23 protein-coding genes are annotated in these 26,501 nt (G+C 73.8%); 13 read left to right on the forward strand and 10 right to left on the reverse strand.

Annotated features, from left to right (window positions below; genetic code table 11):
* Positions 1-160 precede the first annotated feature (160 nt).
* Complete coding sequence (gene trmB, locus M0638_RS23845) at positions 161-889, forward strand: tRNA (guanine(46)-N(7))-methyltransferase TrmB (protein ID WP_248669460.1); 729 nt, start codon at positions 161-163, stop codon at positions 887-889.
* Between the two features lie 76 nt (positions 890-965).
* Here the strand turns inward: trmB and M0638_RS23850 are convergent, their stop codons facing one another.
* Positions 966-1,778 carry an alpha/beta fold hydrolase gene (locus M0638_RS23850; RefSeq protein WP_248669461.1) on the reverse strand — a complete coding sequence of 271 codons (813 nt, stop codon included), beginning with the start codon at positions 1,776-1,778 and terminating at the stop codon, positions 966-968.
* A 157-nt stretch (positions 1,779-1,935) separates the two neighbouring features.
* Here M0638_RS23850 and M0638_RS23855 point away from each other — a divergent pair, with 157 nt between their 5' ends.
* From M0638_RS23855 to rpsO, 9 genes are all read left to right on the forward strand, one after another.
* Positions 1,936-3,144 (forward strand): M20 aminoacylase family protein, encoded by a 1,209-nt coding sequence (locus M0638_RS23855; protein WP_248669462.1) that lies wholly within the window; start codon positions 1,936-1,938, stop codon positions 3,142-3,144.
* Positions 3,145-3,379: 235 nt separating this feature from the next.
* Positions 3,380-3,928, forward strand: coding sequence for a ribosome maturation factor RimP (gene rimP, locus M0638_RS23860; RefSeq protein WP_248669463.1), 549 nt, complete (start codon positions 3,380-3,382; stop codon positions 3,926-3,928).
* Positions 3,929-3,932: 4 nt separating this feature from the next.
* On the forward strand, positions 3,933-5,519 hold the full coding sequence (nusA, locus tag M0638_RS23865) for a transcription termination factor NusA (RefSeq protein WP_248669464.1): 1,587 nt from the start codon (positions 3,933-3,935) through the stop codon (positions 5,517-5,519).
* Positions 5,485-6,255 (forward strand): RNA-binding protein, encoded by a 771-nt coding sequence (locus M0638_RS23870; protein ID WP_282572259.1) that lies wholly within the window; start codon positions 5,485-5,487, stop codon positions 6,253-6,255. Before nusA ends, M0638_RS23870 begins: the two co-directional genes overlap by 35 nt.
* A 41-nt stretch (positions 6,256-6,296) precedes the next feature.
* A complete protein-coding gene (infB, locus tag M0638_RS23875; RefSeq protein WP_248669465.1) occupies positions 6,297-9,014 on the forward strand; it encodes a translation initiation factor IF-2 in 2,718 nt (905 codons plus the stop codon).
* Positions 9,015-9,308: 294 nt separating this feature from the next.
* Positions 9,309-9,737 (forward strand): 30S ribosome-binding factor RbfA, encoded by a 429-nt coding sequence (rbfA, locus tag M0638_RS23880; RefSeq protein ID WP_248669466.1) that lies wholly within the window; start codon positions 9,309-9,311, stop codon positions 9,735-9,737.
* Between the two features lie 118 nt (positions 9,738-9,855).
* Entirely contained in the window at positions 9,856-10,380 is a 525-nt protein-coding gene (locus tag M0638_RS23885) for a hypothetical protein (RefSeq protein ID WP_248669467.1), read from the forward strand.
* A 455-nt stretch (positions 10,381-10,835) separates the two neighbouring features.
* Entirely contained in the window at positions 10,836-11,786 is a 951-nt protein-coding gene (gene truB / locus M0638_RS23890; protein ID WP_248669468.1) for a tRNA pseudouridine(55) synthase TruB, read from the forward strand.
* 23 nt (positions 11,787-11,809) lie between these two features.
* On the forward strand, positions 11,810-12,079 hold the full coding sequence (rpsO, locus tag M0638_RS23895) for a 30S ribosomal protein S15 (protein ID WP_248669469.1): 270 nt from the start codon (positions 11,810-11,812) through the stop codon (positions 12,077-12,079).
* Positions 12,080-12,292: 213 nt separating this feature from the next.
* Here rpsO and M0638_RS23900 read toward each other — a convergent pair whose 3' ends face one another.
* Positions 12,293-13,423 (reverse strand): AI-2E family transporter, encoded by a 1,131-nt coding sequence (locus M0638_RS23900; protein WP_248669470.1) that lies wholly within the window; start codon positions 13,421-13,423, stop codon positions 12,293-12,295.
* A gap of 558 nt (positions 13,424-13,981) precedes the next feature.
* On the opposite strand from M0638_RS23900, the gene pnp reads away from it, so the two are divergent.
* On the forward strand, positions 13,982-16,186 hold the full coding sequence (gene pnp / locus M0638_RS23905; RefSeq protein ID WP_248669471.1) for a polyribonucleotide nucleotidyltransferase: 2,205 nt from the start codon (positions 13,982-13,984) through the stop codon (positions 16,184-16,186).
* Between the two features lie 160 nt (positions 16,187-16,346).
* Positions 16,347-17,747, forward strand: a complete 1,401-nt coding sequence (locus tag M0638_RS23910; protein ID WP_248669472.1) for an NAD(P)H-dependent flavin oxidoreductase — start codon at positions 16,347-16,349, stop codon at positions 17,745-17,747.
* Positions 17,748-17,828: 81 nt separating this feature from the next.
* Here M0638_RS23910 and M0638_RS23915 read toward each other — a convergent pair whose 3' ends face one another.
* From M0638_RS23915 to M0638_RS23930, 4 genes are all read right to left on the reverse strand, one after another.
* Entirely contained in the window at positions 17,829-18,203 is a 375-nt protein-coding gene (locus M0638_RS23915) for an FKBP-type peptidyl-prolyl cis-trans isomerase (protein ID WP_248669473.1), read from the reverse strand.
* A gap of 254 nt (positions 18,204-18,457) precedes the next feature.
* Entirely contained in the window at positions 18,458-19,132 is a 675-nt protein-coding gene (locus M0638_RS23920) for an RraA family protein (RefSeq protein ID WP_248669474.1), read from the reverse strand.
* Between the two features lie 278 nt (positions 19,133-19,410).
* On the reverse strand, positions 19,411-19,881 hold the full coding sequence (locus M0638_RS23925; RefSeq protein WP_248669475.1) for a YbaK/EbsC family protein: 471 nt from the start codon (positions 19,879-19,881) through the stop codon (positions 19,411-19,413).
* Between the two features lie 174 nt (positions 19,882-20,055).
* Entirely contained in the window at positions 20,056-20,799 is a 744-nt protein-coding gene (locus M0638_RS23930) for a hypothetical protein (RefSeq protein WP_248669476.1), read from the reverse strand.
* Between the two features lie 108 nt (positions 20,800-20,907).
* On the opposite strand from M0638_RS23930, the gene hemW reads away from it, so the two are divergent.
* The gene (gene hemW, locus M0638_RS23935; protein ID WP_248669477.1) at positions 20,908-22,068 is read left to right on the forward strand and encodes a radical SAM family heme chaperone HemW; all 1,161 of its coding nucleotides are present in this window, start codon (positions 20,908-20,910) and stop codon (positions 22,066-22,068) included.
* Positions 22,069-22,093: 25 nt separating this feature from the next.
* Here hemW and M0638_RS23940 read toward each other — a convergent pair whose 3' ends face one another.
* The 4 genes from M0638_RS23940 to M0638_RS23955 all read right to left on the reverse strand — a co-directional run bounded on the left by M0638_RS23940 (position 22,094) and on the right by M0638_RS23955 (position 26,396).
* Entirely contained in the window at positions 22,094-22,324 is a 231-nt protein-coding gene (locus M0638_RS23940; protein ID WP_248669478.1) for a hypothetical protein, read from the reverse strand.
* Between the two features lie 434 nt (positions 22,325-22,758).
* Positions 22,759-24,036: a succinyl-diaminopimelate desuccinylase gene (gene dapE, locus M0638_RS23945; RefSeq protein ID WP_248669479.1), complete on the reverse strand. Its 1,278-nt coding sequence runs from the start codon at positions 24,034-24,036 to the stop codon at positions 22,759-22,761.
* A 104-nt stretch (positions 24,037-24,140) separates the two neighbouring features.
* A complete protein-coding gene (gene dapD / locus M0638_RS23950; RefSeq protein WP_248669480.1) occupies positions 24,141-24,977 on the reverse strand; it encodes a 2,3,4,5-tetrahydropyridine-2,6-dicarboxylate N-succinyltransferase in 837 nt (278 codons plus the stop codon).
* A gap of 261 nt (positions 24,978-25,238) precedes the next feature.
* A complete protein-coding gene (locus tag M0638_RS23955; RefSeq protein WP_248669481.1) occupies positions 25,239-26,396 on the reverse strand; it encodes an aminotransferase class V-fold PLP-dependent enzyme in 1,158 nt (385 codons plus the stop codon).
* Positions 26,397-26,501: the final 105 nt, after the last annotated feature.

Here is a 26,501-nt window from a genome sequence, read left to right on the forward strand (position 1 = left end):
TCGGGCCTCGAATCCAAACGGGGTTTCCAAAGGGGCTTCGCCCTTTGGCGGGGTTCAAGGGGCAGCGCCCCTTGGCGGGGTCCGGGGCGGAGCCCCGAACGCTTCCGACGCCCGCAGCCCCCGCTGCGGGCGTTCTGCCATCCACGACAGAGACCATCGCATGACCGGACCTGCCGATCCGCAGTCCGAGGACACCCCGCAGGACAGCCGCCTCTACGGCCGCCGCCGCGGCCACGCGCTGCGCCCGCGCCAGCAGCGCCTGCTCGACGTCACCCTGCCGCGCCTGCGCTTCCCGGCCGAGGCCGCCGCCGACCCGCGCGCCGCCTTCGCCGCGCCCGCCTCCGCGCCGCTGCGCGAGACCTGGCTGGAGATCGGCTTCGGCGGCGGCGAGCACGCGCTGGCGCAGGCCGCCGCCAACCCCGAGGCCGGGCTGATCGCCTGCGAGGTGTTCGAGAACGGCCTCTGCTCGCTGCTCACCCGGCTGGTGCCAGAGGGCGGCGAGGCGGACGCGCCGCTGCCGCCCAACCTGCGCCTCTGGCCCGAGGATGCGCGGGTGCTGCTCGGCCGGCTCGCCCCTGGCAGCCTGGACCGGGTCTTTCTCCTTTTCCCCGATCCCTGGCCGAAGGCGCGGCATGCCAAGCGGCGCTTCGTCAATCCCGGCAACCTCGCCCTGGTGGCGCGGGCGCTGCGGCCGGGCGGGGAGTGGCGCATCGCCAGCGACCACCCGGTCTATCAGGCCTGGGTGGAGGAGGTGATGGGCGCGCAGGACCTGTTCGAGCGGGTCGCCTTCCACGAGACCCGCCCCGAGGGCTGGCCCGGGACGCGCTACGAGGCCAAGGCGCACCGCGAGGGCCGCACGCCCTGGTTCTGGTCGTTCCGCCGGCGCTGAGCGGCGCGCCGGCCGGGGCCGCCCGCCTCCGGCGACCCCGCCGGAAGGCGTGGGCCGGCGGCGCGCCGGCCCCGGCTCAGCCGATCCCGTCGAGCAGGGCGACGATCCTCTCCGGCTCCGCCGCCTGGGCGTCGTGCGGCACGGGCAGCTCGCGATAGGTCCAGCCCTGCTTCGACCGGGCGCGCTGCCGGCTCGGCTCGATGCTGCCGAGGGGTGGGTTGGTGTAGGAGACGTAGGTCACGGGGCGGCCGTTGCCCACCGGGTTGGCCAGCGTCAGGCGGCTCGTGTAGGTGCCCCAGGGGTGCGGCCGCAGCCGCCGGCCGAACCATTCGCGCAAGGGCGGCGGCAGCGGGAAGCTGTCCAGCGCCGGCACCGGCATGGCGATGCCCGCGCCTGACTGCGTGACGAGGCGCTGCCGGTTGCCGGCCAGGTCCTGCGGCAGGGTCGCGATGGCGTTCTCGCCGTTCTCGGGCAGCAGCGCGTCCAGGTAGACGAGGTGGCGGATGCGGTCGCCCAGCCGGTCCGTCGTGCCCGTCACCGCCATGCCGCCGAAGGAATGGCCGACCAGGACGACGTCGCGCAGCTCCTCCGACTCGATGACGTTGACGATGTCCTGCACGAAGGTGTCGATGGTGATGCCGGCGGCGAGCAGGTGGGCCCGCTCGCCGAGCCCGGTCTGGGTCGGCGTGAACACGCGGTGCCCCTTCGCCCGCAGCCCGTCCGCCGTGTGGCGCCAGATCCAGCCGCCGCCCCAGGCGCCGTGCACCAGCACGTAGGTCTTGCCGGGCGGCGCCGCGCCCGCCGCCGGCTGGGTCTGGGCTTGTGCCTGGGCCGCGGCCGTCGCGACGGCGAGCGGCGCCAGGGCGCCCAGCATGGCGCGTCGTTGCATGGCGTCGTTCCTCCCCTGATGGTGCGGCGAGCCTATCAGCGGGCCGGGCGGCGGGCCAATCGACGGGACGACGGGCCGGCTTGCCTCGGCCGCCCCGCCGCTCGAAGCTGCCGCCCCGCCCGATGCCGCCCGTCCCGTCCCGATGGAGCCCGCCCCGATGACCGCCTCCGCCACCGCGAACGCCACCCTGCGCGAACGCCTCGACGCGCTGCACCCCGAGATGACCGCCTGGCGGCGCGACTTCCACGCCCATCCGGAGATCGGCTACGAGGAGCACCGCACCTCGGAGATCGTCGCCGCGAAGCTGGCGGAATGGGGCATCGAGGTGCACCGGGGCCTCGGCGGCACCGGCGTGGTCGGCGTGCTGCGCGGCAGGCGGTCGGGCGCGGGCGGCAACCGCGCCATCGGCCTGCGCGCCGACATGGACGCGCTGCCGATGCAGGAGGCCAACCCCGACCTGCCGCACCGCTCCGCGACACCCGGCCGGATGCACGCCTGCGGCCATGACGGCCACACCACCATGCTGCTCGGCGCCGCCCGGGTGCTGGCCGAGACGCGCGACTTCGCCGGCACCGTCCACCTGATCTTCCAGCCCGCCGAGGAGGGGCTGGCGGGCGCCAAGGCCATGCTGGACGACGGGCTGTTCGAGAGGTTCCCCTGCGACGCCGTCTACGGCATCCACAACGACCCCTATGTCGATCTCGGCCGCGTGCTGGTGCACAAGGGCACGGCGCTGGCGGCGATCGACTATTTCCGCCTCGTCGTGCGGGGCCGCTCCTCGCACGGGGCGCAGCCGCACCGGGGCATCGACACCGTCGCCGTCACGGCGCAGATCGTCAACGTGCTGCACGCGCTGGTGGCGCGGCACATCGACCCGCTGGAGACGGCCATCGTCAGCATCGGCCAGATCCACGGCGGCACCTCGGACATCGTGATTCCGGAGACGGTGGAGCTGCGCGGCTCGGTCCGCACCCTGAAGCCCGAGATACGCGACCGGGTGGAGACGCTGTTCGACAACGCGGTGCGCCACACCGCCGCGGCGCAGGGGGCGACGGTGGAGCTGGAGTACCGCCGCGCCTACCCGGCCACCGTCAACACGCCCGAGGAGACGGAGCGCGCCGCGCGCTGCGCCGCCGCCGTGCTGGGCGGCGAGCAGGCGCTGGTCCGCGACGCGCCGCCGCTGACCGCCGGCGAGGACTTCGCCTTCTTCCTGGAGCGCGTTCCCGGCGCCTACCTGATGTTCGGCCAGCGCGGGCCTGAGCGGGGCGGGGTGCCGGTGCACAACCCGGGCTACGACTTCAACGACGACCTGCTGCCGATCGGCGCCGCCTATCTGGCGGGGATGGTGCAGCAGGAGCTGGGCTGAAGGGCGGGGACGGGGAGGGGCCGCGGGAGGGGGAGCCGGCCCCGGGATGCCCCCGGCGTCCAGGGCCGATGCGCCCCGGCCAAGGCCGGGGCGCCGTTCCAGGCCGGAATCGACCTGCCGCCTCCCCTTGTTTCGCGGGGCCCGATGCGCTAGATGCTGCGGCTGTAGACAATCCGCCGGTTTCTGGGGGGTGGCCTTCGCGGGCCGCCTTTTTTCGTTTTTGGAGCACCGTGACGTGGAACGCCGCGACGCAGACGGCGATCTGCCGCAGCATGAGGGCCTGGAGGCCCGCATCTCCCGCATCGTCTCGCCCACGCTGGAGCACATGGGCTACGAGCTCGTGCGCGCGCAGGTGCAGGGCAAGGACCGGCCGACGCTGCAGATCATGGCCGACCGCGCCGATGGCAGCCAGATCACGGTCGAGGACTGCGAGGCGATCAGCCATGCGGTGGGCGCCGTGCTGGACGTCGAGGATCCGATCGCGGGGGCCTGGACGCTGGAGGTCTCCTCCGCCGGCATCGACCGGCCGCTGACCCGCACCAAGGACTGGAACCGCTTCGCCGGCCACCTGGCCACGGCCGAGCTGCTGGTGCCGCAGGAGGGCCGCCGCCGCTTCCGCGGCATCGTGCTCGGGGCCGACGAGGAGACAGCCCGGCTCCGGCTGGAGGACGGCAACGACATCGCGCTGGCCCGCGGCAACATCCGCCGCGCCAAGCTGGTGCTGACCGACGCCCTGATCGAGGCCACGGCCGCGAGCCGGGACAACGAGACGCAGAGGAACTGAGACCATGGCCGTGGACGTCGCCATCGCGCGCCCCGAACTGCTCCAGGTCGCCGACGCCGTCGCGCGCGAGAAGATGATCGAGCGCGACGAGGTGCTGGAGGCGATGGAGCAGGCCATCCAGAAGGCCGGCCGCGCCAAGTACGGCCACGAGAAGGACATCCGCGCCGTCATCGACCGCAAGTCGGGCGAGGTGCGCCTCTCCCGCTGGACCGAGGTGGTGGACGCGGACACGGTGGAGAACGAGGCGACGCAGATCCCGCTGCGCATCGCCCGCAAGTTCAAGCCGGAGATCAGCGCCGGCGAGTTCATCGTCGACCCGCTGCCGCCGATCGACTTCGGCCGCATCGCCGCCCAGACCGCCAAGCAGGTGATCGTGCAGCGCGTGCGCGAGGTGGAGCGCAAGAAGCAGTTCGACGAGTACAAGGACCGCGTCGGCGAGATCATCAACGGCATCGTCAAGCGCACCGAGTACGGCAACCTGATGGTCGACCTCGGCCGCGCCGAGGCGCTGCTGCGCCGCGACGAGACCATCCCGCGCGAGGCGTTCCGCAACGGCGACCGCGTGCGCGCCTACATCTACGACGTGCGCGAGGAGATCCGCGGGCCGCAGATCTTCCTCTCCCGCACCCATCCCGGCTTCCTGGCCAAGCTGTTCGCCCAGGAGGTGCCGGAGATCTACGACGGCATCATCGAGATCAAGGCCGTGGCCCGCGACCCGGGCAGCCGCGCCAAGATGGCGGTGATCAGCCGCGACTCCTCGATCGACCCGGTGGGCGCCTGCGTCGGCATGCGGGGCTCGCGCGTGCAGGCGGTGGTGGCGGAGCTGCAGGGCGAGAAGATCGACATCATCCCCTGGAGCCAGGACAACGCCACCTTCGTGGTGAACGCCCTCGCCCCGGCCGAGGTCGCCAAGGTGGTGATGGACGACGACACCCGCCGCGTCGAGGTGGTGGTGCCGGACGACCAGCTCAGCTTGGCCATCGGCCGGCGCGGCCAGAACGTGCGACTCGCTTCCCAGCTCACCCGCTGGGACATCGACATCCTGACCGAGGCCGACGAGAGCGAGCGCCGGCAGGAGGACTTCCGCCGGCGCACCAGCCTGTTCGTCGAGGGGCTGGACGTGGACGACGTGATCGCCGGCCTGCTGGTGACCGAGGGCTTCTCCACGATCGAGGAGATCGTGGACGTCGACGACGAGGAGCTGGCGGGAATCGAGGGCTTCGACGAGAACGTCGCCGCCGAGCTGAAGCGGCGCGGCCTCGCCTTCCTGGAGAAGCGCTACGCCGAGCAGGACGAGCAGCGCCGCGCGCTCGGCGTGGACGACGCCATCGCCGAGCTGGAGAGCTTCACCCCGGCCATGCTGGTGACGCTGGGCGAGAAGGGCATCAAGACCCTCGACGACCTGGCCGACCTCGCCGGCGACGAGCTGGTGGAGATCTTCCCCGACGTCCTCGACGAGGAGAGCGCCAACGCCATCATCATGCAGGCGAGGCAGCACTGGTTCGAGGGCAACGAGTCGGCGGCCGACTCCGCCGCCCCGTCGGAGGATGGCGCCGATGGCGAGCAGCCCGGCCAAGACCGACAGGGCTGACCGGGCGGCCGCCCGGCCGGCCGGCGCCGGGACGACCGGCATCGCCGCCCCCGCGGGCGCGGCCCCCGGCACGCTTCCGGACCCGGCCCCCGGCGCTCCCCGGCGCCCCGCCGCGCCCGGTTCCGGCTTCGCCGACGCGGAGCCGGAGGAGCGCGGCCCGGTCCGCCGCTGCGCCCTGACGCGCGAGCGGCTGCCGGTCGAGCGGATGGTCCGCTTCGTGCTGGGGCCGGACCGCGAGGTGGTGCCGGATCTGGCCGCCAGGCTGCCCGGGCGGGGAATGTGGTTGAGCGCCCGGGCCGATGTGATAGAACGGGCCGCCGCAAGGGGGGCGTTCGCGAAGGCGGCGCGGGGCCCCGTGCGCTTGCCCCCCGACCTACGCGACCGGATCGAGGCTGGCCTGAGGCAGCGCCTGCGCGACCTCGCCGGCCTCGCACGGCGCGCCGGCCAGGCGGTCTGCGGGCGCGAGGCAGTGCGGGAATGGATGCAGGCAGGCCGCGCCGGCCTGCTGCTGGAGGCTTCGGATGGCAGCCCGTCGGAGCGGGCCAGACTGATCGGCGGGCGCGACCTGCCGGTGGTGGCGCCGCTCACGGCGGCGGAACTCGGCGGCGTCTTCGGTCGCGACCACGCGGTGCATGCCGCGGTGGCGCCGGGGCGGCTGGCCGACACGATCCTGCGCGAGGCGGCCCGTCTGGACGGGCTGGCCGCGCCAGGCTCTCAACCCCCAATCGTCGGGTAAGACGATGTAACAGACTGGATGGATCAGGTTCGAATCGGCGGATGAGCGACCAGAACGAACAGGACGCGGCGAAGAACCGGCTGAGCCTCAGGCCCAGCGGCGGACGGCTTGAGCTCGGCGGCAAGACGGTGGACGCGGGCAGCGTGCGGCAGAGCTTCTCGCATGGCCGCAGCAAGGTGGTGCAGGTCGAGGTCCGCAAGAAGCGTGTGGGGGCGCCCGGCGCCCCGGCCCCCGCGGGCACCGGCAGCGCCCCCTCCGGGCGCCCAGGCGGTCCGCCGCGCTCCGGCGGCGGCGGCGGGGGCGGTGCGCGCCCGCAGGCCGGCCGGCCGCTGACGCAGGCCGAGCTCGCCACCCGCCAGCGCGTGCTGGAGGAGAACCGCCGCATGGAGGCGCAGCGGGAGCGCGAGGCGCGTGAGCGCCAGGCGCTCATGGTCCGCTCCGCCGCCGAGGAAGCGGCCCGCAAGGCCGAGGAGGAGCGCCGCGCCGCCGAGGAAGCCGCGCTCCGCGCCGAGGAGGAGGCCCGCCTCAAGGCCGAGGAGGAGGCCCGCAAGGCCGCCGAGGCGGCCGCCGCGGCGGTGGCCGCCGCGACCCAGCCGACGGGCGCCCCGCCGGCCGCGCGGCGTCCCGGCCCCGTGCCGGTCTCGCCCGCGTTGCGTCGCCCCGGTGCCGCCCCCGCCGCGCCGGGTGCGCCGGCTGCGGCCGCGCCCGGCGCCGCCGCCCGGCTCACCCTCAAGGGCCGCGGTGCCGAGGAGGAGGAGGAGCGCCGCCCGGTGGTCCGCCGCCCCGGCGCCCCGGTCATCCCGGCCAAGAAGCCGGTCCTCGCCCCCGCCAAGAAGGGCCCCGCCGGCGGTGCCGACCGCCGTGGCGGCCGCATCGACGTGCAGGCGGCGATCGAGGGCGAGGACGACCGCTCCCGCTCCCTCGCCTCCGTCCGCCGCGCCCGCGAGCGCGAGCGGCGGCAGCAGGAGCTGGCGCGGCTGCGTTCGGGCAACGAGCGCGTGGTGCGCGACGTGATCCTGCCCGAGACCATCACCGTGCAGGAGCTGGCGAACCGCATGGCCGCCCGCGCCGGCGAGGTGGTCAAGGCGCTGTTCAAGATGGGCGTGATGGCCACCATCACGCAGTCGATCGACGCCGACACCGCCGAGCTGGTGGTGCAGGAGTTCGGCCACCGCGTCCGCCGCGTGACGGATGCCGACGTGGAGATCGGCCTGGAGGGCGCGACCGACGAGGAGGACGACCTGTTCGCCCGCCCGCCGGTGGTGACCATCATGGGCCATGTCGACCACGGCAAGACCAGCCTGCTCGACGCGCTGCGCAAGACCGACGTGGCGGCGCACGAGGCGGGCGGCATCACCCAGCACATCGGCGCCTACCAGGTGGTCTCGCCCTCCGGGCAGAAGATCACCTTCATCGACACGCCGGGCCACGAGGCCTTCACCGCCATGCGGGCGCGCGGCGCCAGCGTGACGGACATCGTGGTGCTGGTGGTCGCGGCCGATGACGGCGTGATGCCGCAGACGGTCGAGGCGATCCGCCACGCCAAGGCGGCGAACGTGCCGATCATCGTGGCGGTCAACAAGATCGACAAGCCGGGCGTCAACCCGAACCGCGTGCGGCAGGAGCTGCTGCAGCACGAGATCGTGGTGGAGAGCCTGGGCGGCGAGACGCAGGAGATCGAGGTCTCGGCGCTCAAGGGCACCAACCTCGACAAGCTGGAGGAGGCGATCTCTCTCCAGGCCGAGGTGCTGGACCTGCGCGCCAACCCGCACCGCGCCGGCGAGGGCACGGTGATCGAGAGCAAGCTCGACCGCGGCCGCGGCCCGGTGGCGACCGTGCTGGTGCAGCGCGGCACGCTGGAGCAGGGCGACATCGTGGTGGCCGGCGCCGAGTGGGGCCGCGTGCGCGCCATGCTCGACGACAAGGGCCGCCAGCTGAAGGAGGCCGATCCCTCGCTGCCGGTCGAGATCCTCGGCCTCTCGGGCGTTCCCGCCGCCGGCGAGCCCTTCGTCGCCGTCGAGGACGAGACCCGGGCGCGCGAGATCACCGAGTACCGCCAGCGCAAGCTGCGCGAGAAGGCGGCCGCGGCCAACAGCGCCGCGCGCGGCACGCTGGACCAGATGCTGGCCCGCATCCAGGCGGGCGAGCAGAAGGAGGTGGCGGTCGTCGTCAAGGCGGACGTGCAGGGCTCGGCCGAGGCGCTCGGCGTGACGCTCGGCAAGCTCTCGCGCGACGAGGTGCGGGTGCGGGTGCTGCACTCGGCGGTCGGCCAGATCACCGAGAGCGACATCCAGCTCGCCAAGGCGTCCAACGCCGTGGTGGTGGCCTTCAACGTGCGCGCCACCACCCAGGCGCGCGAGATGGCCAACCGCGACGGCGTCGAGATCCGCTACTACTCGATCATCTACGAGGTGGCCGACGACATCGAGAAGCTGGTGCGCGGCAAGCTCGCCCCGATCCAGCGCGAGAAGTTCCTCGGCTACGCGCAGATCCTCCAGGTGTTCGAGGTCAAGCGCCTCGGCAACGTGGCGGGCTGCCGCGTCACCGAGGGCATGGTCCGGCGCGGCTGCGGCGTCCGCCTGCTGCGCGACGGCGTGGTGATCCACCAGGGCGAGCTCTCGACCCTGCGTCGCTTCAAGGACGACGTGAAGGAGGTCACCAACGGCTACGAGTGCGGCATGTCCTTCGCCAACTACAACGACATCCGCGTCGGCGACCAGATCGAGTGCTACGAGGTGGAGACGGTGGCGGCGGTGTAGCCGCCCCACCCCTCCGGGGTTCGATCCCGGGCGCGGCGCCGGAACGGGTGCCGCGCCCGTCTTCTTTTCCGGCGGCGCCACGCCGCGTCCTTCCGGGCGTGCCGACCGCCGCTTTCCGCGGGCATTCCCGCCCGCCATATTTCCCGGACGTCGTGCCCCGTCGCAGTCGGGGACGGTCCGGCGTTTCTCGGAGTTCGGTCCATGGCCAACAGGAGCAGGGAGGAGCGGCCCGACGCGTCGCGCGGGCAGGGCAGGGGCACGGCCCGCCGCCCGCCGAAGGGCGGGGCGGAAGGAATGTCCCAGCGGGAGCCCCAAGGTCCCTCGCAGCGCCAGCTCCGCGTCGCCGAGGAGGTGCGCCACGCCCTCGCCGCCGTCTTCTCGCGCGGCGAGGTGCGGCACCCCGAGCTCGCCTCGGTGCACGTCACCGTCACCGAGGTGCGGGCCTCGCCCGACCTCAAGCACATGACCGCCTTCGTCTCCGCCCTCGGCCGCGACCTGACGGAGATGGAGCTGCGGGCGCTGAAGCACTCCGCCGCCTTCCTGCGCAGCCAGGTGGCGCATGCGGTGCGGCTGAAATACGCCCCCGACCTGCACTTCGAGCCCGACACCGCCCTCGGCTACGCGATGAAGATCGACGCGCTGCTCAAGCGCCCGGAGGTGGCGCGCGACCTGGACGGCGAGGCGGCGCCCGATCCCGCCCCGGACGCCCCGACGGCCGGCTGAGGCGAGGGCGCGGCGGAAAATCGCGCGTCTCGCCCTGGCGTGATGAAGTCGTTCATCGCCCTGTTGCCGTTCTCCTGAAAGACTGACCGTAACGAATCCCGGTCCGCAGGAGTGCCGCATGTTCCGCCCGTCCCGCCGCGCCGCCGCCGTCGTGGCCGTCGCTCTCGGCCTCGCCGCCCTGCCCGCCGCGGCGCAGCAGCCGCAGAGCTACGCCGGCAGCGCCGCCACGGGCTGGACCGACCTCGGCGGCACGCGCGAGCAGTGCATCGCCACCGCCACCGCCGTGGTGCGCGGCGCCGGCTTCATTCCCGATGCGGTGCCGCCCGGCAACAGCACGCTCTTCGCCGGCCGCAACGGCGACCTCGCCGTGGTGCGCTGCATCGCCGACCGGCGCGTGATCAGCGTCACCGTGCACCTGCTGAACGAGGGCGATCCGCTGGAGACGGTGAACCGGATCGTCGCCGCCTTCACGGATGGCGGGCAGGACAGCCCGCCACCGGGGCGGCAGCCGCCGCCGCAGCAGCCCCAGTTCCAGCAGCAGCAGCCCTATCAGCCCCAGCCCTATCAGCAGCAGCCCTATCAGCAGCAGCCCTATCAGCAGCAGCCGGGCTTCGGCGGGAAGCCGCCGCCGAGCGTGCGCTGAGCGGCCGGCGCGTCGGCAGCGGGGCGCTGCCCCGAACCCCGGCAGGGGCAGGCGTTGCCCTCCCCCGCACCCCGCCCACCAAGGGGCGAAGCCCCCTTGGAACCCCCGTTGCGGGGAGAGACGGCCCGTCGGTGGAGACACCCGGGGCCAGGACCAAGAGGGGCGCGGGAAGGACCCGCCCTCCTGCCGGGATGGGGCCGGCGGGGGCGGCGCCCTTCCCGGTGCCCCGACGTCCGGCGAACCCCGCCACGCGAGAACGGCCCTTCCGGTTCGCCTTCCCAGCCGCTACACGCTGCCCTCCGTCCGGTGGTGCCTCTGCGCGCCGGGCCCGATCCGCCCGCCCGGCTCCGCCCCGAGCCCGGCTTTCCTGCCCACGCGCCACCCGGCACGAGCCGGCCGACGCCGCGAGGCGCGCCGCTCCCGTGGTGCGCCCGCCCACCGGATTTCCGATCGCGATGCAGCGACGCCAGTTCCGCAAACCCCGTGGCCTGCCGCTCGACGGCTGGCTGATCGTCGACAAGCCCAGCGGCATCGGCTCGACCGACGTGGTCAACCGCGTCAAGCGTGCCTTCAACGCGCAGAAGGCCGGGCATGGCGGCACGCTGGACCCGCTGGCCACCGGGCTGCTGCCGGTCGCCTTCGGCGCCGCGACCAAGACCGTGCCCTACATCATGGACGGCACCAAGGAGTACACCTTCACCCTCCGCTTCGGCGAGGCGCGCGACACGGACGACGCCGACGGGCAGGTGACGGGGACCAGCGAGGCGCGCCCGACCGACGAGGCGATCCGTGCCGCCCTGCCCGCGCTCACCGGCGACATCATGCAGGTGCCGCCCGCCTTCTCGGCGATCAAGATCGGCGGCGAGCGCGCCTACGACCTGGCCCGCGAGGGGCAGGCGGTGGTGATCGCGCCGCGTCCGGCGCGGGTGGATCGCTTCGAGCTCGTCTCCCGCCCGGATGCGGACACGGCGACCTTCCTCGTGCAGAGCGGCAAGGGCGTCTACATGCGCTCGCTGGCGCGCGACCTCGCGCTCGCGGTGGGCACGGTCGGGCACATCGCGGCGCTGCGCCGCCACCGCGTCGGGCCTTTCCGCGAGAGCCACGCGATTCCGCTGGACAAGCTGGTGCCGTCGGAGGATACCCCGCCTCCTTCCCCGGACCTCCTGCTTCCCGTGACGACCGCGCTGGACGACATCCCGGCGCTGGCCCTGACGGACCAGGAGATCGCCCGCCTCTCGCACGGCCAGTTCATCTCGCTGGTCGACCTGATGGGCCGGGTTCCGGACGCGGCCGATCCCGATGGCGGATTGGCGCGCGCCATGGCGGGGGGGCGCCTCGTCGGGCTGTGCCGTTTCCACGAAGGCTTGCTGAAGCCGGAGCGGCTGCTCGTCGCGGGCGATCCCTGAAACCGACCATCGAGGATCACACGATGTCGATCACCGCGGAGCGTCGCACGACGCTCGTCTCCGAATACGCCACGAAGCCCGGCGACACGGGCAGCCCCGAGGTGCAGGTCGCCCTGCTCTCCGAGCGGATCAGCAACCTGACCGAGCACCTGAAGGCCCACGCGAAGGACTTCCACTCGCGCCGCGGCCTGCTGGTGCTGGTCGGCCAGCGCCGCTCGCTGCTCGACTACCTCAAGCGCAAGGACCAGGCGCGCTACGCCAGCCTGATCCAGCGGCTCGGCCTGCGCCGCTGAGCTGATCCGGGGCCTCGGCCCCGGAACGCGGCGGACGCTTCGTGTCCGCCCGCGCGGGGTTTTCGTCTCCCCGCGCCGCCGCCCGGTGCCGCGCGCCCGACCCGTGCATGGCGCCCACGCGCCACCCGGCGCCTGCACGGCGATTTCGCTGCGCCATGGCGCCTGCACGGCGATTTTGCTACGCCACGGCGCCTGCACGGCGCCGATGCGACGCTACTCTGCCGGCTTTCCGGGCGTCTCCTCCTCCACCGGCACCGTCACCTCCTGCCCGACCGCGAGCAGCGCCGCCGCGATCGGCGTCGCCAGGATCACGCCGCCTAGGCCGAACAGCGTGCCGATCGCGGTCTGCGCCAGGATGGTCGCGGCCGGCGGCAGGTCCACGGCGCGCTTCTGGATGATCGGGGCGAGCACGTTGCCCTCCACGGTCTGGATCACCGTGTAGAGCGCGATCACCAGCAGGATCTGCTGCGGCCCGTCGGCGGCGGCCACCAGCACCGCCGGCACCGCGCCGGCGATGGCGCCGATATAGGGGATGAAGTTCAGCAGCCCCGCGATCAGCCCGAGCACGGGGGCGAGGGGCACGCCGAGCGCCATCAGCCCGAGCGTCGTCACCACCCCGACCGCCAGCATGTCCACCATCTGCCCGCCGAGCCAGGCCTGAAGGGTGAGGCCGAGCCGGCCGAGGATCTCGCGCGCGCGCCGGTGCTGGCGCGCCGGCAGCAGCCGCAGCATGCCGTTCACGTAGGTTTCCGGCGAGGCCGCGAAGTACAGCGCGGCGGCCAGCAGCAGCACCAGCGTGCCGAGCGCGCCCAGGGTGGAGGAGAGCACCCCGGCCACCGTGCCGGCGATGCGCGGCGCCACGTCGCTTCCCCCGCCCTCCTGGGAGCCGCTGCCCCCGAGCGCGGGCGGCAGGTGCTCCATCGTCCAACGGCCCCAGGGGCTGTCCTGCATCGTCTCGCGCAACTGCCGGAGCTGCTGCGTCAGTTGCTCCCGCAGCGCCCCGAACTGCTGCGCGAGCGAGGGCCCCGCGAGCCACAGGCCGAGCGCGGCGACGAGCACCAGCGCCAGCACCACCAGGGCGAGGCACCAGCCGACGCCCAGGCCGGTCCGCCGGCTCAGCCAGCAGGCGGCCCCGCGCAGCCCGGCCGCGAGCAGGGCGGCGGCGAAGATCAGCATCGCCACGTCGGCGAGCAGCCACAGCGCCAGCGCCACGGCGACGGCGATCGCGCTCCAGCGGACGATGGCGGCGATCCGCTCCAGCGCCTGCACGCGGCGCTCGTCGAGCAGGGCGCTGCGGCCGGGGAAGGACGGGGTGAAGGAGGGGGTGGGATCGGGCTCCGGCATGCTGCTGCAACAATCCTGTGCCGAATTCGTTGCCGCCGGTCGCGGCCCGGGGAGGTGACGGGCCGGGCCCGGCCCGGAGCGCCCGGTCCGGGAGGCCATGGCCGGGCTCGGCCGCGCGGGCCGGCGCGGTCGTGGCGGCGGGTCGTGGCGGCACTGCGGCGGCCATGGCAGGGGCGAGAAGAATTCCGTGGCATTCCGCAAGCAGGCGGGCCATATCTCCGGCCCATGCCTGCCCCGAGGGGGCAGGCCATCCGCCGCGCACGTGGCGGGCTGACAGGACGCTGCCGCGCGGCACCCCGGATGACGAGGATCGCGACGGCGTTTCCGGCCACATGGAGAGGGGTGCCCCGCACCCCGCCGCGTTCGCAACGCGGCCGCCATGCCGCCCGAGACGCCGAGCACCCGCCGCAAGGGTCGCCGGAACCGTCGTCATCCCGCTGCGTCGCACCAGGGGCGGGCCGCCGAGCGGCACCCTTCCGCCCCACCTCGCCATCGGCCGCCCCGGACGGGGCCGCCGCGGATCGTCGCCACCGGGCGCGGTCCCACGAAGGACGACGCATGTTCGACAACTACTTCCGCAAGGACATCTCCTGGGGTGGCCGCACCCTGACGCTGGAGACGGGCAAGATCGCCCGTCAGGCCGACGGCGCGGTGATGGCCCGCCTGGGCGACACCATCGTGCTCTGCACCGCGGTCGGCGCCCGTTCCGTGAAGCCGGGGCAGGACTTCTTCCCGCTCACCGTGAACTACCAGGAGAAGGCCTTCGCGGCCGGCAAGATCCCGGGCGGCTTCTTCAAGCGCGAGGGACGTCCCTCCGAGGCCGAGACGCTGATCTCGCGCCTGATCGACCGCCCGATCCGCCCGCTGTTCCCGGAAGGGTTCCGCAACGAGGTGCAGGTCGTCGCCACCGTCCTCAGCCATGACATGGAGAACGATCCCGACATCGTCGCCATGGTCGGCTGCTCGGCCGCGCTGACCCTCTCGGGCATCCCGTTCTTCGGGCCCGTCGGCGGTGCCCGCGTCGGCTACATCGACGGCCAGTACGTGCTGAACCCGACCGTGGAGCAGCGCAAGGCGTCGCAGCTCGACCTCGTCGTCGCCGGCACCCAGGAAGGCGTGCTGATGGTCGAATCCGAGGCGCAGGAGCTCTCCGAGGAGGTGATGCTCGGCGCCGTGACCTTCGGCCACCGCATGTTCCAGCCGGTGATCGAGGGCATCATCGAGCTGGCCGAGCGCGCCGCCAAGGAGCCCTGGGCGCTGCCCGAGGCCTCCGAGGCCGAGACCGCGCTCAAGGCCCGCGTGGCCGAGCTGGGCCGCGAGGCCGTCGCCGCCGCCTACAAGGAGACGGTCAAGCAGGTCCGCTACGAGAAGGTGGGCCAGGCGAAGAAGCAGGTCATGGCCGAGCTCGGCGAGGATGCCGAGAAGGCCAAGGGCTTCTTCAAGGACCTGGAGGCGGACGTCGTCCGCAACGCCATCCTCGACACCGGCCTGCGCATCGACGGCCGCGACACCAGGACCGTGCGCCCGATCGTCTCCGAGGTCGGCGTGCTGCCGCGCGCCCACGGCTCGGCGCTGTTCACCCGCGGCGAGACCCAGGCCCTCGTGGTCGCCACCCTCGGCACCGGCCAGGACGAGCAGATCATCGACGCGCTCGGCGGTGAGTACCGCGAGAACTTCATGCTGCACTACAACTTCCCGCCCTACTCGGTGGGCGAGACGGGCCGCATGGGCTCCCCGGGCCGGCGCGAGGTCGGCCACGGCAAGCTGGCCTGGCGCGCCGTCCACCCGATGCTGCCGGCCAAGGACAAGTTCCCGTACACGCTGCGCATCGTCTCCGAGATCACGGAGAGCAACGGCTCCTCCTCCATGGCGACCGTCTGCGGCTCCAGCCTCGCGCTGATGGATGCCGGCGTGCCGCTGACCCGCCCGGTGGCCGGCATCGCCATGGGCCTGATCAAGGAGGATCGCGGCTTCGCCGTGCTCTCCGACATCCTGGGCGACGAGGACCACCTCGGCGACATGGACTTCAAGGTGGCCGGCACCGAGCAGGGCGTGACCGCCCTGCAGATGGACATCAAGATCACCTCGATCACGCCCGAGATCATGCGGATCGCGCTGGAGCAGGCGCGCGAGGGCCGGATCCACATCCTGGGCGAGATGAGCAAGGCGCTGACCGGCGCCCGCGGCGACGTGGCGAGCAACGCGCCGCGCATCACCGTCATCAACGTGCCCAAGGAGAAGATCCGCGACGTGATCGGCACCGGCGGCAAGGTGATCCGCGAGATCGTCGAGCAGACCGGCTGCAAGATCGACATCGAGGATGACGGCACGATCAAGATCGCGGCCACCTCCCCCGAGCAGAGCCAGGCCGCGATCGACAAGATCCGCGGCATCACGGCCGAGGCCGAGGTGGGCGTGATCTACACCGGCAAGGTGGTCAAGACCGCCGATTTCGGCGCCTTCGTGAACTTCCTCGGCGCCAAGGACGGCCTCGTCCACATCTCCGAGCTCGCCAACGAGCGCGTCGGCCGCACCACGGACGTGGTGAACGTGGGCGACGCGGTGAAGGTGAAGGTCATCGGCTTCGACGACCGCGGCAAGGTGAAGCTCTCCATGCGTCAGGTCGACCAGGCCACCGGCGCCGACATCTCCGAGCAGGTCGGCGCCCGCCGCCCGCGCGAGGAGGGCGAGGGTGGCGGCGACCGCGACCGTGGCGATCGCGGCGACCGTCGCGACCGGCGCCCGCGCCGCGACTACGCCTGAGCCCTTGCCGGCCGGCAGGCGGCGCCCCGCTGTGGCGGCGGCGCCGCTTGCCTTCCGGAATCGCGCTTTCTGACGAAAACGTGTAAACGGCGCGACAGGGGGGTCGCTTTCGCTCCCCGGTTGCCCATATCCCAGTCCCGAACCGCCGGAGCGTGCCGCCTTGAAGACGATCAACCCGATCCGCATGGGAGGGGTCGAAGTCCTGCCGCTCGTCGAGGGCGGCAAGGGTGTCTCCGTCTCTACCGGTGCCTCCTCGGGCGCCTGGGCGGCGGCCGGCGGCGTCGGCACCTTCTCGGCGGTCAACGCCGACAGCTTCGACGCCGACGGCAACCGGATCCCGCAGGTCTATCACGGCACCACGCGCCGTGAGCGGCACGAGGAGCTGGTGCAGTACGGCATCGTCGGCGGCATCGCGCAGGCGCGCGAGGCGCATGAGCGGGCCGGCGGCAAGGGCCGTGTCCACGCCAACATCCTCTGGGAGATGGGCGGCGCCGAGCGCGTCATCCGCGGCGTGCTGGAGGGGGCGAAGGGCCTCATCAACGGCCTCACCTGCGGCGCCGGCATGCCCTACCGCCTCGCCGACATCGCCCGCGAGTACGGCGTGTTCTACTACCCGATCGTCTCCTCGGCGCGCGCCTTCAACGCGCTGTGGAAGCGCTCCTACAGCAAGACGCGCGAGTGGCTGGGCGGCGTGGTCTACGAGGACCCCTGGCTGGCCGGCGGCCACAACGGCCTCTCCAACAGCGAGGACCCGCTGAAGCCCGAGGCGCCCTTCGCCCGCGTGCTGAAGCTGCGCCAGCAGATGCGCGAATTCGGCCTCGGCGACGTGCCGATCATCATGGCCGGCGGCGTCTGGTGGCTGGAGGAGTGGGAGGAGTGGATCGACAACCCGGAATTGGGCCCGATCGCCTTCCAGTTCGGCACCCGCCCGCTGGTGACGCAGGAGAGCCCGATCTCGGATGCCTGGAAGCAGCGCCTGCTGACGGTGAAGGAAGGGGACGTGCTGCTGCAGCGCTTCTCCCCCACCGGCTTCTACAGCAGCGCCGTGCGCAACGAATTCTTGGGCGAGCTGGAGCAGCGCAACGAGCACCAGGTGGCCTATACCGGCGAGCCGGTGGGCGACCACGTCGCCACCTACGGCGTCGGCCCGCGCAAGCGGCCGGTCTGGCTGACCGAGCACGACCTGCAGCGCGTGCGCGGCTGGGAGAGCGAGGGCTTCACCGAGGCCATGCGCACCCCGGACAACACGCTGATCTTCGTGACCCCCGAGCGGCAGGCCGAGATCCTCAAGGATCAGGTGGACTGCATGGGCTGCCTGTCCTCCTGCCGCTTCTCCAACTGGGCGCAGGAGACGGCGGACCACTCGAACGGCAAGAAGGCCGATCCGCGCAGCTTCTGCATCCAGAAGACTCTGCAGGACATCGCGCATGACGGCGCGCTGGAGCACAACCTGATGTTCGCCGGCCACAACGCCTTCCGCTTCGGCCGCGACCCGTTCTACTCGAACGGCTTCATCCCGACCGTGAAGCAGCTCGTCGAGCGCATCCTGACCGGGCGCTGAAGGCCGGGCGCTGAAGGCGGCGGGGAAGGCAGCGCCTTCCCCGGAAAGCCTGGCGGCGCCAGCCTGGCGCCGCCGTGCCGCTCAGCCCAGCCCCAGCAGCTCCACGTCGAACACCAGGGTCGCGTTCGGCGGGATCACGCCGCCGGCGCCGCGCGCGCCGTAGCCGTGCTCGGGCGGCAGCACCAGGATGCGCCGGCCGCCGACCTTCATCGTGGCGACGCCGAGATCCCAGCCCGAGATCACCTGGCCGACGCCGATGGTGAAGCGGAAGGGCTGGCCCCGGTCGCGCGAGCTGTCGAACTTGCGGCCCGGCGTGCCCCCGCCCGCGTCCAGCCAGCCTGTGTAGTGCACGATCACGGTCTGGCCGGGCGTGGGGGAGGGGCCGTCGCCCACCGTCTCGTCGCGGTAGCGGATGCCGTTCGGCATGGTGGCGAACGTGTTCGGCGTGTCGGTCATCGGCTGGCTTCTCCGGATGTTCGAAGGATGGAAACGGCCGCGTCGCCGCGGGGTTCGGCCGGATGGGCCGGGGGGCGGGAAGCCGCGGACGGGCAGGAACCGGCAGCGGCTTCCCGCGGCCCGGCCTGCCGCCCGCCGGATGCGCCGACGCGGCCGGCTTCCTGAGTCGGCCCCCTGAGTCGTTCCCCCTGGGACGGCCTTTTGGGACGGCCCCTTGGGACGGCCCCCTGGGACAGACAGTGGCGGCCGCCGGGTCAGGCGCCTTCGCAGCCCTTGGCGCGCAGCGACGCCGCCACCCAGTCGCGCGCCCATGCCCCGGCCTCGATCTCGGCCTGGTTGCGCACCTCCTTGGCGTTGTGCGCCTCGCCGGCCGCCACCGCCGCCTCGGCATCCTCGCGCGGGATCACCACCACGCCGTCCGTGTCGGCCAGGATCAGGTCGCCCGGCATCACCACCTGCCCGCCGCAGGCCGTCGGCGTGCCGATCTCGCCCGGACCGTCCTTGTAGGGGCCGGAGGGCGTCACGCCGCAGGCCCAGACGCCGATCGGCATCTTCGCCAGCGCGTCGATGTCGCGCACCGCGCCGTCCAGCACGATGCCGGCGACGCCGCGCTTCGCCGCGTGGCCAATCATCAGCTCGCCCATTAGCGCGATGGAGAGGTCGTGGCCGCCGTCGCAGACGATGACGTCGCCCGGCTCGGCGAGGTCGATGGCGCGATGCAGCATCAGGTTGTCGCCGGGGCGGGCGCGCACGGTGAAGGCGGGGCCGGCGACGACGGCGTGGCCGCCATAGGGGCGGAAGCCGCCGCGCATGGTCTGGATGCGGTTCACCACGTCGCCGAGATTGGCCGCCGGCACCTTCGCCGCGCGGGCGCAGAGCGCGGCGGGCACGCGCGTGGTGATGGGGCGGATGCGGAATCCGAGGGTCATGGGGCGGCCTCCTCCGGCGTTCGTGCGTCGCGCGGCCCGCGACGTCTGCGGCTCGGGGCGACGTGATCGCATGATCGGCGCGGGTGGGGAAGCGGTCGCGCCCGAGACCCCGCGCGCGCCGTCACGTCCTCCCGGCCGCCGCTCCCGCCGAGTGCCGCATCCCGATCCGCGGGGCCCGTCCGGTCGCGACGCCGGCGCGGAACTTCGCTGCCTGCCGAACCCGGCGCGGCTCGAGGCCGCTTCCGGATCCCCCCGGGAGGGCCGAGGGGGCCATGCGGTCAGTCCTCCCGCACCGCCGCCACCTGGCCGCCCGAAAGCCTCAGCAATTCGGCTGCCGTGCTGCGGAACACGTGCCGCGGGCTGCCTGCCGCCGCCCAGACCGGGTCGAGCGCCAGCAGGTCCTCGTCCACCAGCACCAGCGGCGGCGTCAGGTGGCCGAGCGGCGCCACGCCGCCGATCGCGAAGCCCGTCGCCTCGCGCACCCAGCGCCCCTCGGCGCGGCCGAGCGTCAGGCCCAGCGCCGCCTCGCACCTCGCCACGTCCACGCGGTTGGCGCCGGAGGCGATCACCAGCACCGGCCGGTCGCCGGCCCGGAACACGATCGACTTCGCGATCTGCGCCACCGCGCAGCCCACGGCGGCGGCGGCCTCGGCGGCGCTGCGCGTGCCCTCGGGGAATTCGGTGATGCTGTCCGGGTGTCCCGCCTCGACCAGCGCGCGCCGGACGCGTTCCACCGAGCCTTCCGCCATGCCGCCCTCCGCCGCGGATCCGTCCGGGTGGGCCTTACCGGCTGGCCGGCGTGGCGGCCAGACCGGCTCGTCGCTTTCCGGACGGATTTCACGCTTCCGGGTATTGCAGCCCGCCGGCCTTTGATCCGGTCCATTTCCCGAGGCGCCGGGCAGTACGCCCCGCCTGAACGTGCCCTACGGCCGTACCGGATCGGGCGGGATCTCCGGCCCGATGCGCAGCCCGATGAAGCCCGCCGCGCCGCCGGTCTGGTCGCGCCCGGCGCCGACGGTGAGGTTCAGCTCGGCCCCCCAGCTCGTGCGCCCCTTCACCACCAGCCCGCCGCCCGGCATGGCGGAAAGCATCTTCCCGCCCAGCACCGCATCCTTGTCGACGAAGATCATGGCATGGACGTTGAGGTCCGAGGCGAAGGCGAATTTCTTGGCGATGGAGACCGCCCCGAGCTTCTCCAGGTCGATCCCGGTGCCGGCCACGGTGGAATCCTCCACGCCGTCGTGGCGCACCCGCCCGCCCGGCTCGATCTTGCCGATCGAGGCCGGCTCGCCCGTCACCATGTTGGTGCCCGGCGCCGTCACGTCCTTCCAGGTGCCCTGGCCGGCGGCGAGGACGAGCTTGGCGAGCAGGTCCATCACCTCGGTATCGGCGGCGGCGAGGCGGGCCTGGGCGAATTTCGTGGGGTCGGCCTTCGGGTTCGCCGCCGCGTCGCGGGCGATGCCGGCCAGGATCGGTGCCAGCGGGTCGTCGAGGGCCGGCAATTGCAGGCCGAGCTTCAGCGGCGCGCCGATCCGCGTGTGGGCGATCCAGCCCGTGTGCGGCGCCACCCCGGCGGGGTCGAATTTCGCCATCAGCACGGGGTCGAGCCTCAGGGTGTAGTCGCCGAGCAGGTGGCGCGGCGGCTGGTAGCCTTGGGAACCGGACATGCGCGCCTCCCCGGGGGAGCATGGTGGGCATGATGGGACCGGACGGCCCGGTCACGGCATGGCCGCCATACCACACGGCAACGGACTGACGCCGCGCTGACATGCCATATGGACGGCGTGACCGAGCCGCTCGCCCTCTACATCCACTGGCCGTTCTGCGCCGCGAAGTGCCCCTATTGCGACTTCAACAGCCATGTCCGCGAGCGCATCGACCAGTCGCGCTTCGCCGCGGCGCTGCGGCGGGAGCTGGCGCACGAGGCGGCGCGGGTGGGGCGCCGGCCGCTCGCCTCGGTCTTCTTCGGCGGCGGCACGCCGAGCCTGATGGCGCCGGAGACGGTGGCGGCGCTGATCGGCGACGCGCTCGCCTTCTTCGACCCGCTGCCCGACATCGAGATCACGCTGGAGGCCAACCCGACCAGCGTCGAGGCCGGCAAGCTCGCCGCCTTCCGCGCGGCCGGGGTGAACCGCGCCAGCCTCGGCGTGCAGTCGCTGGAGCCGGAGGCGCTGCGCTTCCTCGGCCGCCGGCACGACGCGGCGCAGGCGGTGGCCGCGCTGGAACTGGCGCGCGCGCTGTTCCCGCGCCTCTCCTTCGACCTGATCTATGCCCGGCCCGGCCAGTCCGAGGCGTCCTGGCGGACGGAATTGCGGCGCGCGCTGGCGCTCGCGGCCGACCACCTCTCGCTCTACCAGCTCACCATCGAGCCCGGCACGCGCTTCGCGACCGAATACGCGCGCGGCGCCTTCCGGCTGCCCGAGGAGGAGGACGCGGCCCGGCTCTACGAAGCGACCGCCGAGGAGGCGGCGCGCTTCGGGCTGCTGCCCTACGAGGTCTCCAACTACGCCGTGCCGGGGGCGGAAAGCCGGCACAACCTCGCCTACTGGCGCTACGGCGACTATCTCGGCATCGGCCCCGGCGCGCATCAGCGCGTGTCGCAGGGGGCCGGGATCCTCGCCACGCGCCGGCACCGCGCGCCGGAGGAATGGGCCGCGCGGGTGGAGCGCGACGGGCACGGCGCGGTGGAGACGGAGGCCCTGGCGCCCGCCGACCGAGCGCGCGAGGCGCTGCTGATGGGGCTGCGCCTGGCCGAGGGCATCGACCCGGCGCGCATCGAGGCGCGCAGCGGCCTGCCGTTCGGAGAGGCCGTCGATGCCCGGATGCTCGATGCCTGCCTGGAGGAGGGCTACCTCGAATGGCGTGGCACGAGGCTGGTCGCGACTCCCGAGGGCCGGCTCAGGCTGGACGCGATGCTGCCGGCGCTGCTGCGCTGAGCGCGGAGGGAGGCCGGACCCGCCCTCAACCCCCCGACAGCCGGACCGTCAGCCCGCTCAGGAACAGGCCGAGCATCAGGTCCACCACCACGAACATCGCCGCGCGGCCGCCCGGCAATTGCAGGGCCGTCCGCGCCACGAACCATTCCAGCCAGACCGCGTAGAACAGCGCCACCACGCCGAGAGTGCGCGACAGCCCCCCGGGCACCAGCCCGCCCGGCAGGGTCAGGGCCAGCAGCGCCACGTACTGCACCACGTTGGCCCAGTTCCACGCCGCCAGGAAATGCGGCCACAGCGCCTGCCGCCCCGCCGCCTTCGCCAGCGCGTGCGAGATCAGCGCGAAGCCGGCCCAGTTGCAGACATAGGCGATCAGCTCGGCCAGCAGCCCGGGGACGGGGTCCGCCGCGTCCGGCGCGCCGCCCTCGCCCGCCGACCAGGTGAGCAGGCGCAGCCCCAGGAAGGCCGGCAGGCAGATCGCGGCGGCCCAGAAGGAGCGCGCGGCGCCCTCCGGCGTGGCCTCGATCCAGCGCAGCCCCTCGCGCCGCCCGCGGCCGAGCAGGAAGGCCCCGTGCAGCCCGGCCGCGATGATCGCGGCGAGCGGCGGCCGGCCTGCCGGCGCGTCCGGCGGAGGATCGTGTGGCGGGCCGGGGGGAGAGCCGGGAGGGTCGCCGGAAGGCGGGGAGGGGGTGCTCAGGCGCGGGTCCCGGCGCCGGGCCCCATGCTGCCGTGGCCCGTGCCCATCACCTCGTCGATCACCGCGCGGTACAGGGCGGCGAGGCCGCGCAATTCCGCCACCGGCACGCGCTCGTCCACCTGGTGCATGGTGCTGCCCACCGAACCCAGCTCCGCCACCGGGCAGTAGCGCGCGATGAAGCGCGCATCCGAGGTGCCGCCGCCCGTGTCCAGCGCCGTCTCCTCGCCGGTCGCGCGCCGCACGGCGCGGCGCAGCGCCTCCACGAAGGGGCCGGGCTCGGTCAGGAAGGCCTCGCCGGAGATCTTCACCTCGAGCCCGTGCCCCTCGCCCTCGGCCTCCAGCGCGCGGCGCAGCATGCCGGCGAGGCCCGCGCCGGTATGCCCGTCGTTGAAGCGGATGTTCAGCCGCGCCTGCGCCGTGGCCGGGATGACGTTGGTCGAGGGGTTGCCCACGTCGATGCTGGTCACCTGCAGCGAGGAGGGCTCGAACCAGTCGTTGCCCGCGTCCAGCGGCGTCGCGGTCAGCCCGTGCAGCACGCGCAGCAGGCGGTGCACCGGGTTGTCGGCGCGCTGCGGGTAGGCGACGTGGCCCTGCTTCCCGTGCACCGTCAGCACCGCGTTGAGGCTGCCGCGCCGCCCGACCTTCACGATGTCGCCGAGCCGCACCCGGCTGGTCGGCTCGCCGACGAGGCAGAGATCGGGGATCCCGCCGCGCTCGGCCAGCCATTCCAGCACCTTCACCGTGCCGTCCAGCGCCGGGCCTTCCTCGTCGCCGGTGATCAGCAGCGAGAGCGTGCCGGGCAGGTCCGGCTGCTCGGCCAGCAGGCCCGCCACCGCCGCGACCCAGGCGGCGACGCCGCCCTTCATGTCCACGGCCCCGCGCCCGTAGAGCACGCCGTCGCGCACCTCGGCGCCGAACGGGTCGTGGCGCCAGGCGGCGAGGTCGCCCGGCGGCACCACGTCGGTGTGGCCGGCGAAGCAGAGATGCGGGCCGCGATTGCCCGCCCCCGCCGGCGGGTCGCGCCTCGCCCACAGGTTCTCGGTGGCCCCGAAGCGCACCCGCTCGCAGCGGAAGCCGAGCGGCGCGAGCGCCGCCTCCAGCACGGCCAGCGCCCCCGCATCCTCGGGCGTGCCGTCCGGCGCCGCGTAGGAGCGGCAGCGGATCAGCGCCTGCGCCAGCGGCAACGGGTCCGCCGCCACCGGCCGCGAGGGATCGCCTGCCGCGGATGAGGGAACGGGCGACGCCGTGCCGGCCTGCGGGCGTGCCTCGCTCATCGCGGCGTGGCCCGGAGGGGGGGGCAAGGCGGGGACCAAGGCGGGGGCCGAGAGGGGCCCCGGGATGGGGGCCGGGGCGGAGGGTGGGGCGGGGCGGCCGCGCATCAGTCGCGCAGCAGGTCGTTGATCGAGGTCTTGGAGCGCGTCTGCGCGTCCACGCGCTTGACGATCACGGCGCAGTAGAGCGAGGGGCCCGGCGTGCCGTCCGGCAGCGGCCTGCCCGGCAGCGAGCCCGGCACCACCACCGAATAGGCCGGCACCCGGCCCATGAACACCTCGCCCGTGGCGCGGTCGACGATCTTCGTGGAGGCACCGAGGAACACGCCCATGGCGAGCACGGCGCCGCGCTCGACGATCATCCCCTCGGCCACCTCGGAGCGGGCGCCGATGAAGCAGTCGTCCTCGATGATGACGGGCTCGGCCTGCAGCGGCTCCAGCACGCCGCCGATGCCGGCGCCGCCCGAGATGTGGCAGTTGGCGCCGATCTGCGCGCAGGAGCCGACCGTCGCCCAGGTGTCGATCATCGTGTTGCGCTCGACGCGCGCGCCGAGGTTCACGAAGGAGGGCATCAGCACCACGCCCGGCGCGATGTAGGCGGAGCGGCGCACCACGGCGCCCGGCACGGCGCGGAAGCCGGCCTCGCGGAAGCGGTTCTCGCCCCAGCCGGCGAATTTCAGCGGCACCTTGTCGTAGGCGCCGGCGGCGGTGTCCATCGGCGCGGAATCGTGCAGGCGGAAGGAGAGCAGCACCGCCTGCTTCAGCCACTGGTTCACCACCCAGCCGCCCTTGCCGTCCGGCTCGGCGACGCGCGCGGCGCCGGTGTCCAGCAGCTCCAGCGCCTGCTCGACGGTCGCGCGGTCCTCACCGGTGGTCTGGGCGGAAAGCTCGGCGCGGCGCTCCCACAGGGCTTCGATGCCGGATTGCAGGGCGGAAAGGCTCATGGGTCGCGGTCCTGGACGGGATAAGGCGGAAACGGCCGCGCCCGTGCCGGGCACCGACGCGGTCGGGCCCACGGCACGGGCGGGTTCGGCCGGACCATGCCGAGGCCGCCGCTGCCCGTCAACGCGCGCCGGCCGTGACGCGCAGGGGGCAGGGGTGGGGCAGGGGTGGGGGCGGCCGGCCCCAGCCGTCGCGCCCGTGGCGCCCGCGTGGCCCGGGGCGCCCCCCGGCGCGCCGCCATTCCCGTGCCCGCCGCGGGGAGGCTACCCCGGCCAGACCTCCCGCAACGCCGCCATGATCCGCTCGACATCCGCCGCCCCGTTGTAGCCGTGGAAGCTGATCCGGATGCGGCCGCGACCGTTCCAGGCCAGCACGCCGCGCTCCCCCAGCGCCCGCACCAGCGCCGCCGCGTTCGGCGAGGCGATGCACACGCTGGCGCCGTGCCGCGCCGGGTCCGCCGGGGTGATGCTCGGGATGCCCGCCGCCGCCAGCCGCGCCAGCAGCCCCACGGTCAGCGCCTGCACATGCGCCTGCACGGCCGCCGGCTCGAAGCCGGCCAGGTAGTCCAGCGCCGAATCCAGGACGTAGAGCGAAAGGTGCGCCGGGTTGCCGCGCGCGAAGCGCATCGCGTCCGGTACCAGCGCGACGCCCGCGGCATAGTCCGGCCGCGCCCCCAGGATGCCCGCTGCGCCCGATGCCGCGCCGGCCGCGGGCACCAGGGAATGCCAGCCCGCGCTGGCCGGCGCCCAGTCCGGCTGCCGCGCCCGGTTCCAGTAGGCGACGCAGGTGCCGGTGATGCCGAGCATCCACTTGTAGCAGGCCGAGAAGGCGAAGTCGGCGAGGTCCGCCCGGATCGGCGCCCAGCCGGCCGCCTGGGTGTGGTCCACCACCAGCAGCGCGCCCACGGAATCCGCCACCTCCCGCAGCGCCGCGAGGTCGTGCCGCGCCGCGTTCAGGTAGGAGACGTGGCTGACCGCGACCAGCCGCGTCCCGCCGTCCACCGCCGCCGCCATCGCCGCCGGGTCGTCGGCGCGGGCGAAGCGCAGCGCGATGGAAGGCCGCCGGTGCAGCAGCAGCGGGCCGACCAGGGAAGGGTACTCGTCCGGATCCAGCACCACGCTGTCGCCCGGCCGCCAGTCGATGCTCTCGACCAGCAGCGAGACGCCCTCGGCCACGTTGGCGCAGAAGCCGATCTCGTCCGCGCCGGCGCCCCAGGCGCGCGCCACGGCGGCGCGGGCGCGGCGGATCACCGCCTCCTGCCCGTCGCGGCCCGGCGCGCCGCGGCTCTTGTCCTCGGCATAGCGCCGCAGCGCGGCGTCGTGGCGATGGAGGAAGGGCGTCTCGCCGGCGGCGCAGACATGCGCGACGCCAGGCGGGATGCGGAAGTCGGCGGGGTCGAAGAGCGGGGCCGGCAGGGACATGCCGGCAGCTTAGAGCGGATCGCCGACGGGCGGACACGCCCGGCGGCGTGAATCCGCGCCGAGAACAATGAGCTACAGCGAACCGCAGTCCCAACCGGACTGCGG

Source organism: Roseomonas acroporae (genome assembly GCF_023223525.1).
Taxonomy (GTDB): Bacteria; Pseudomonadota; Alphaproteobacteria; order Acetobacterales; family Acetobacteraceae; genus Roseomonas_E; species Roseomonas_E acroporae.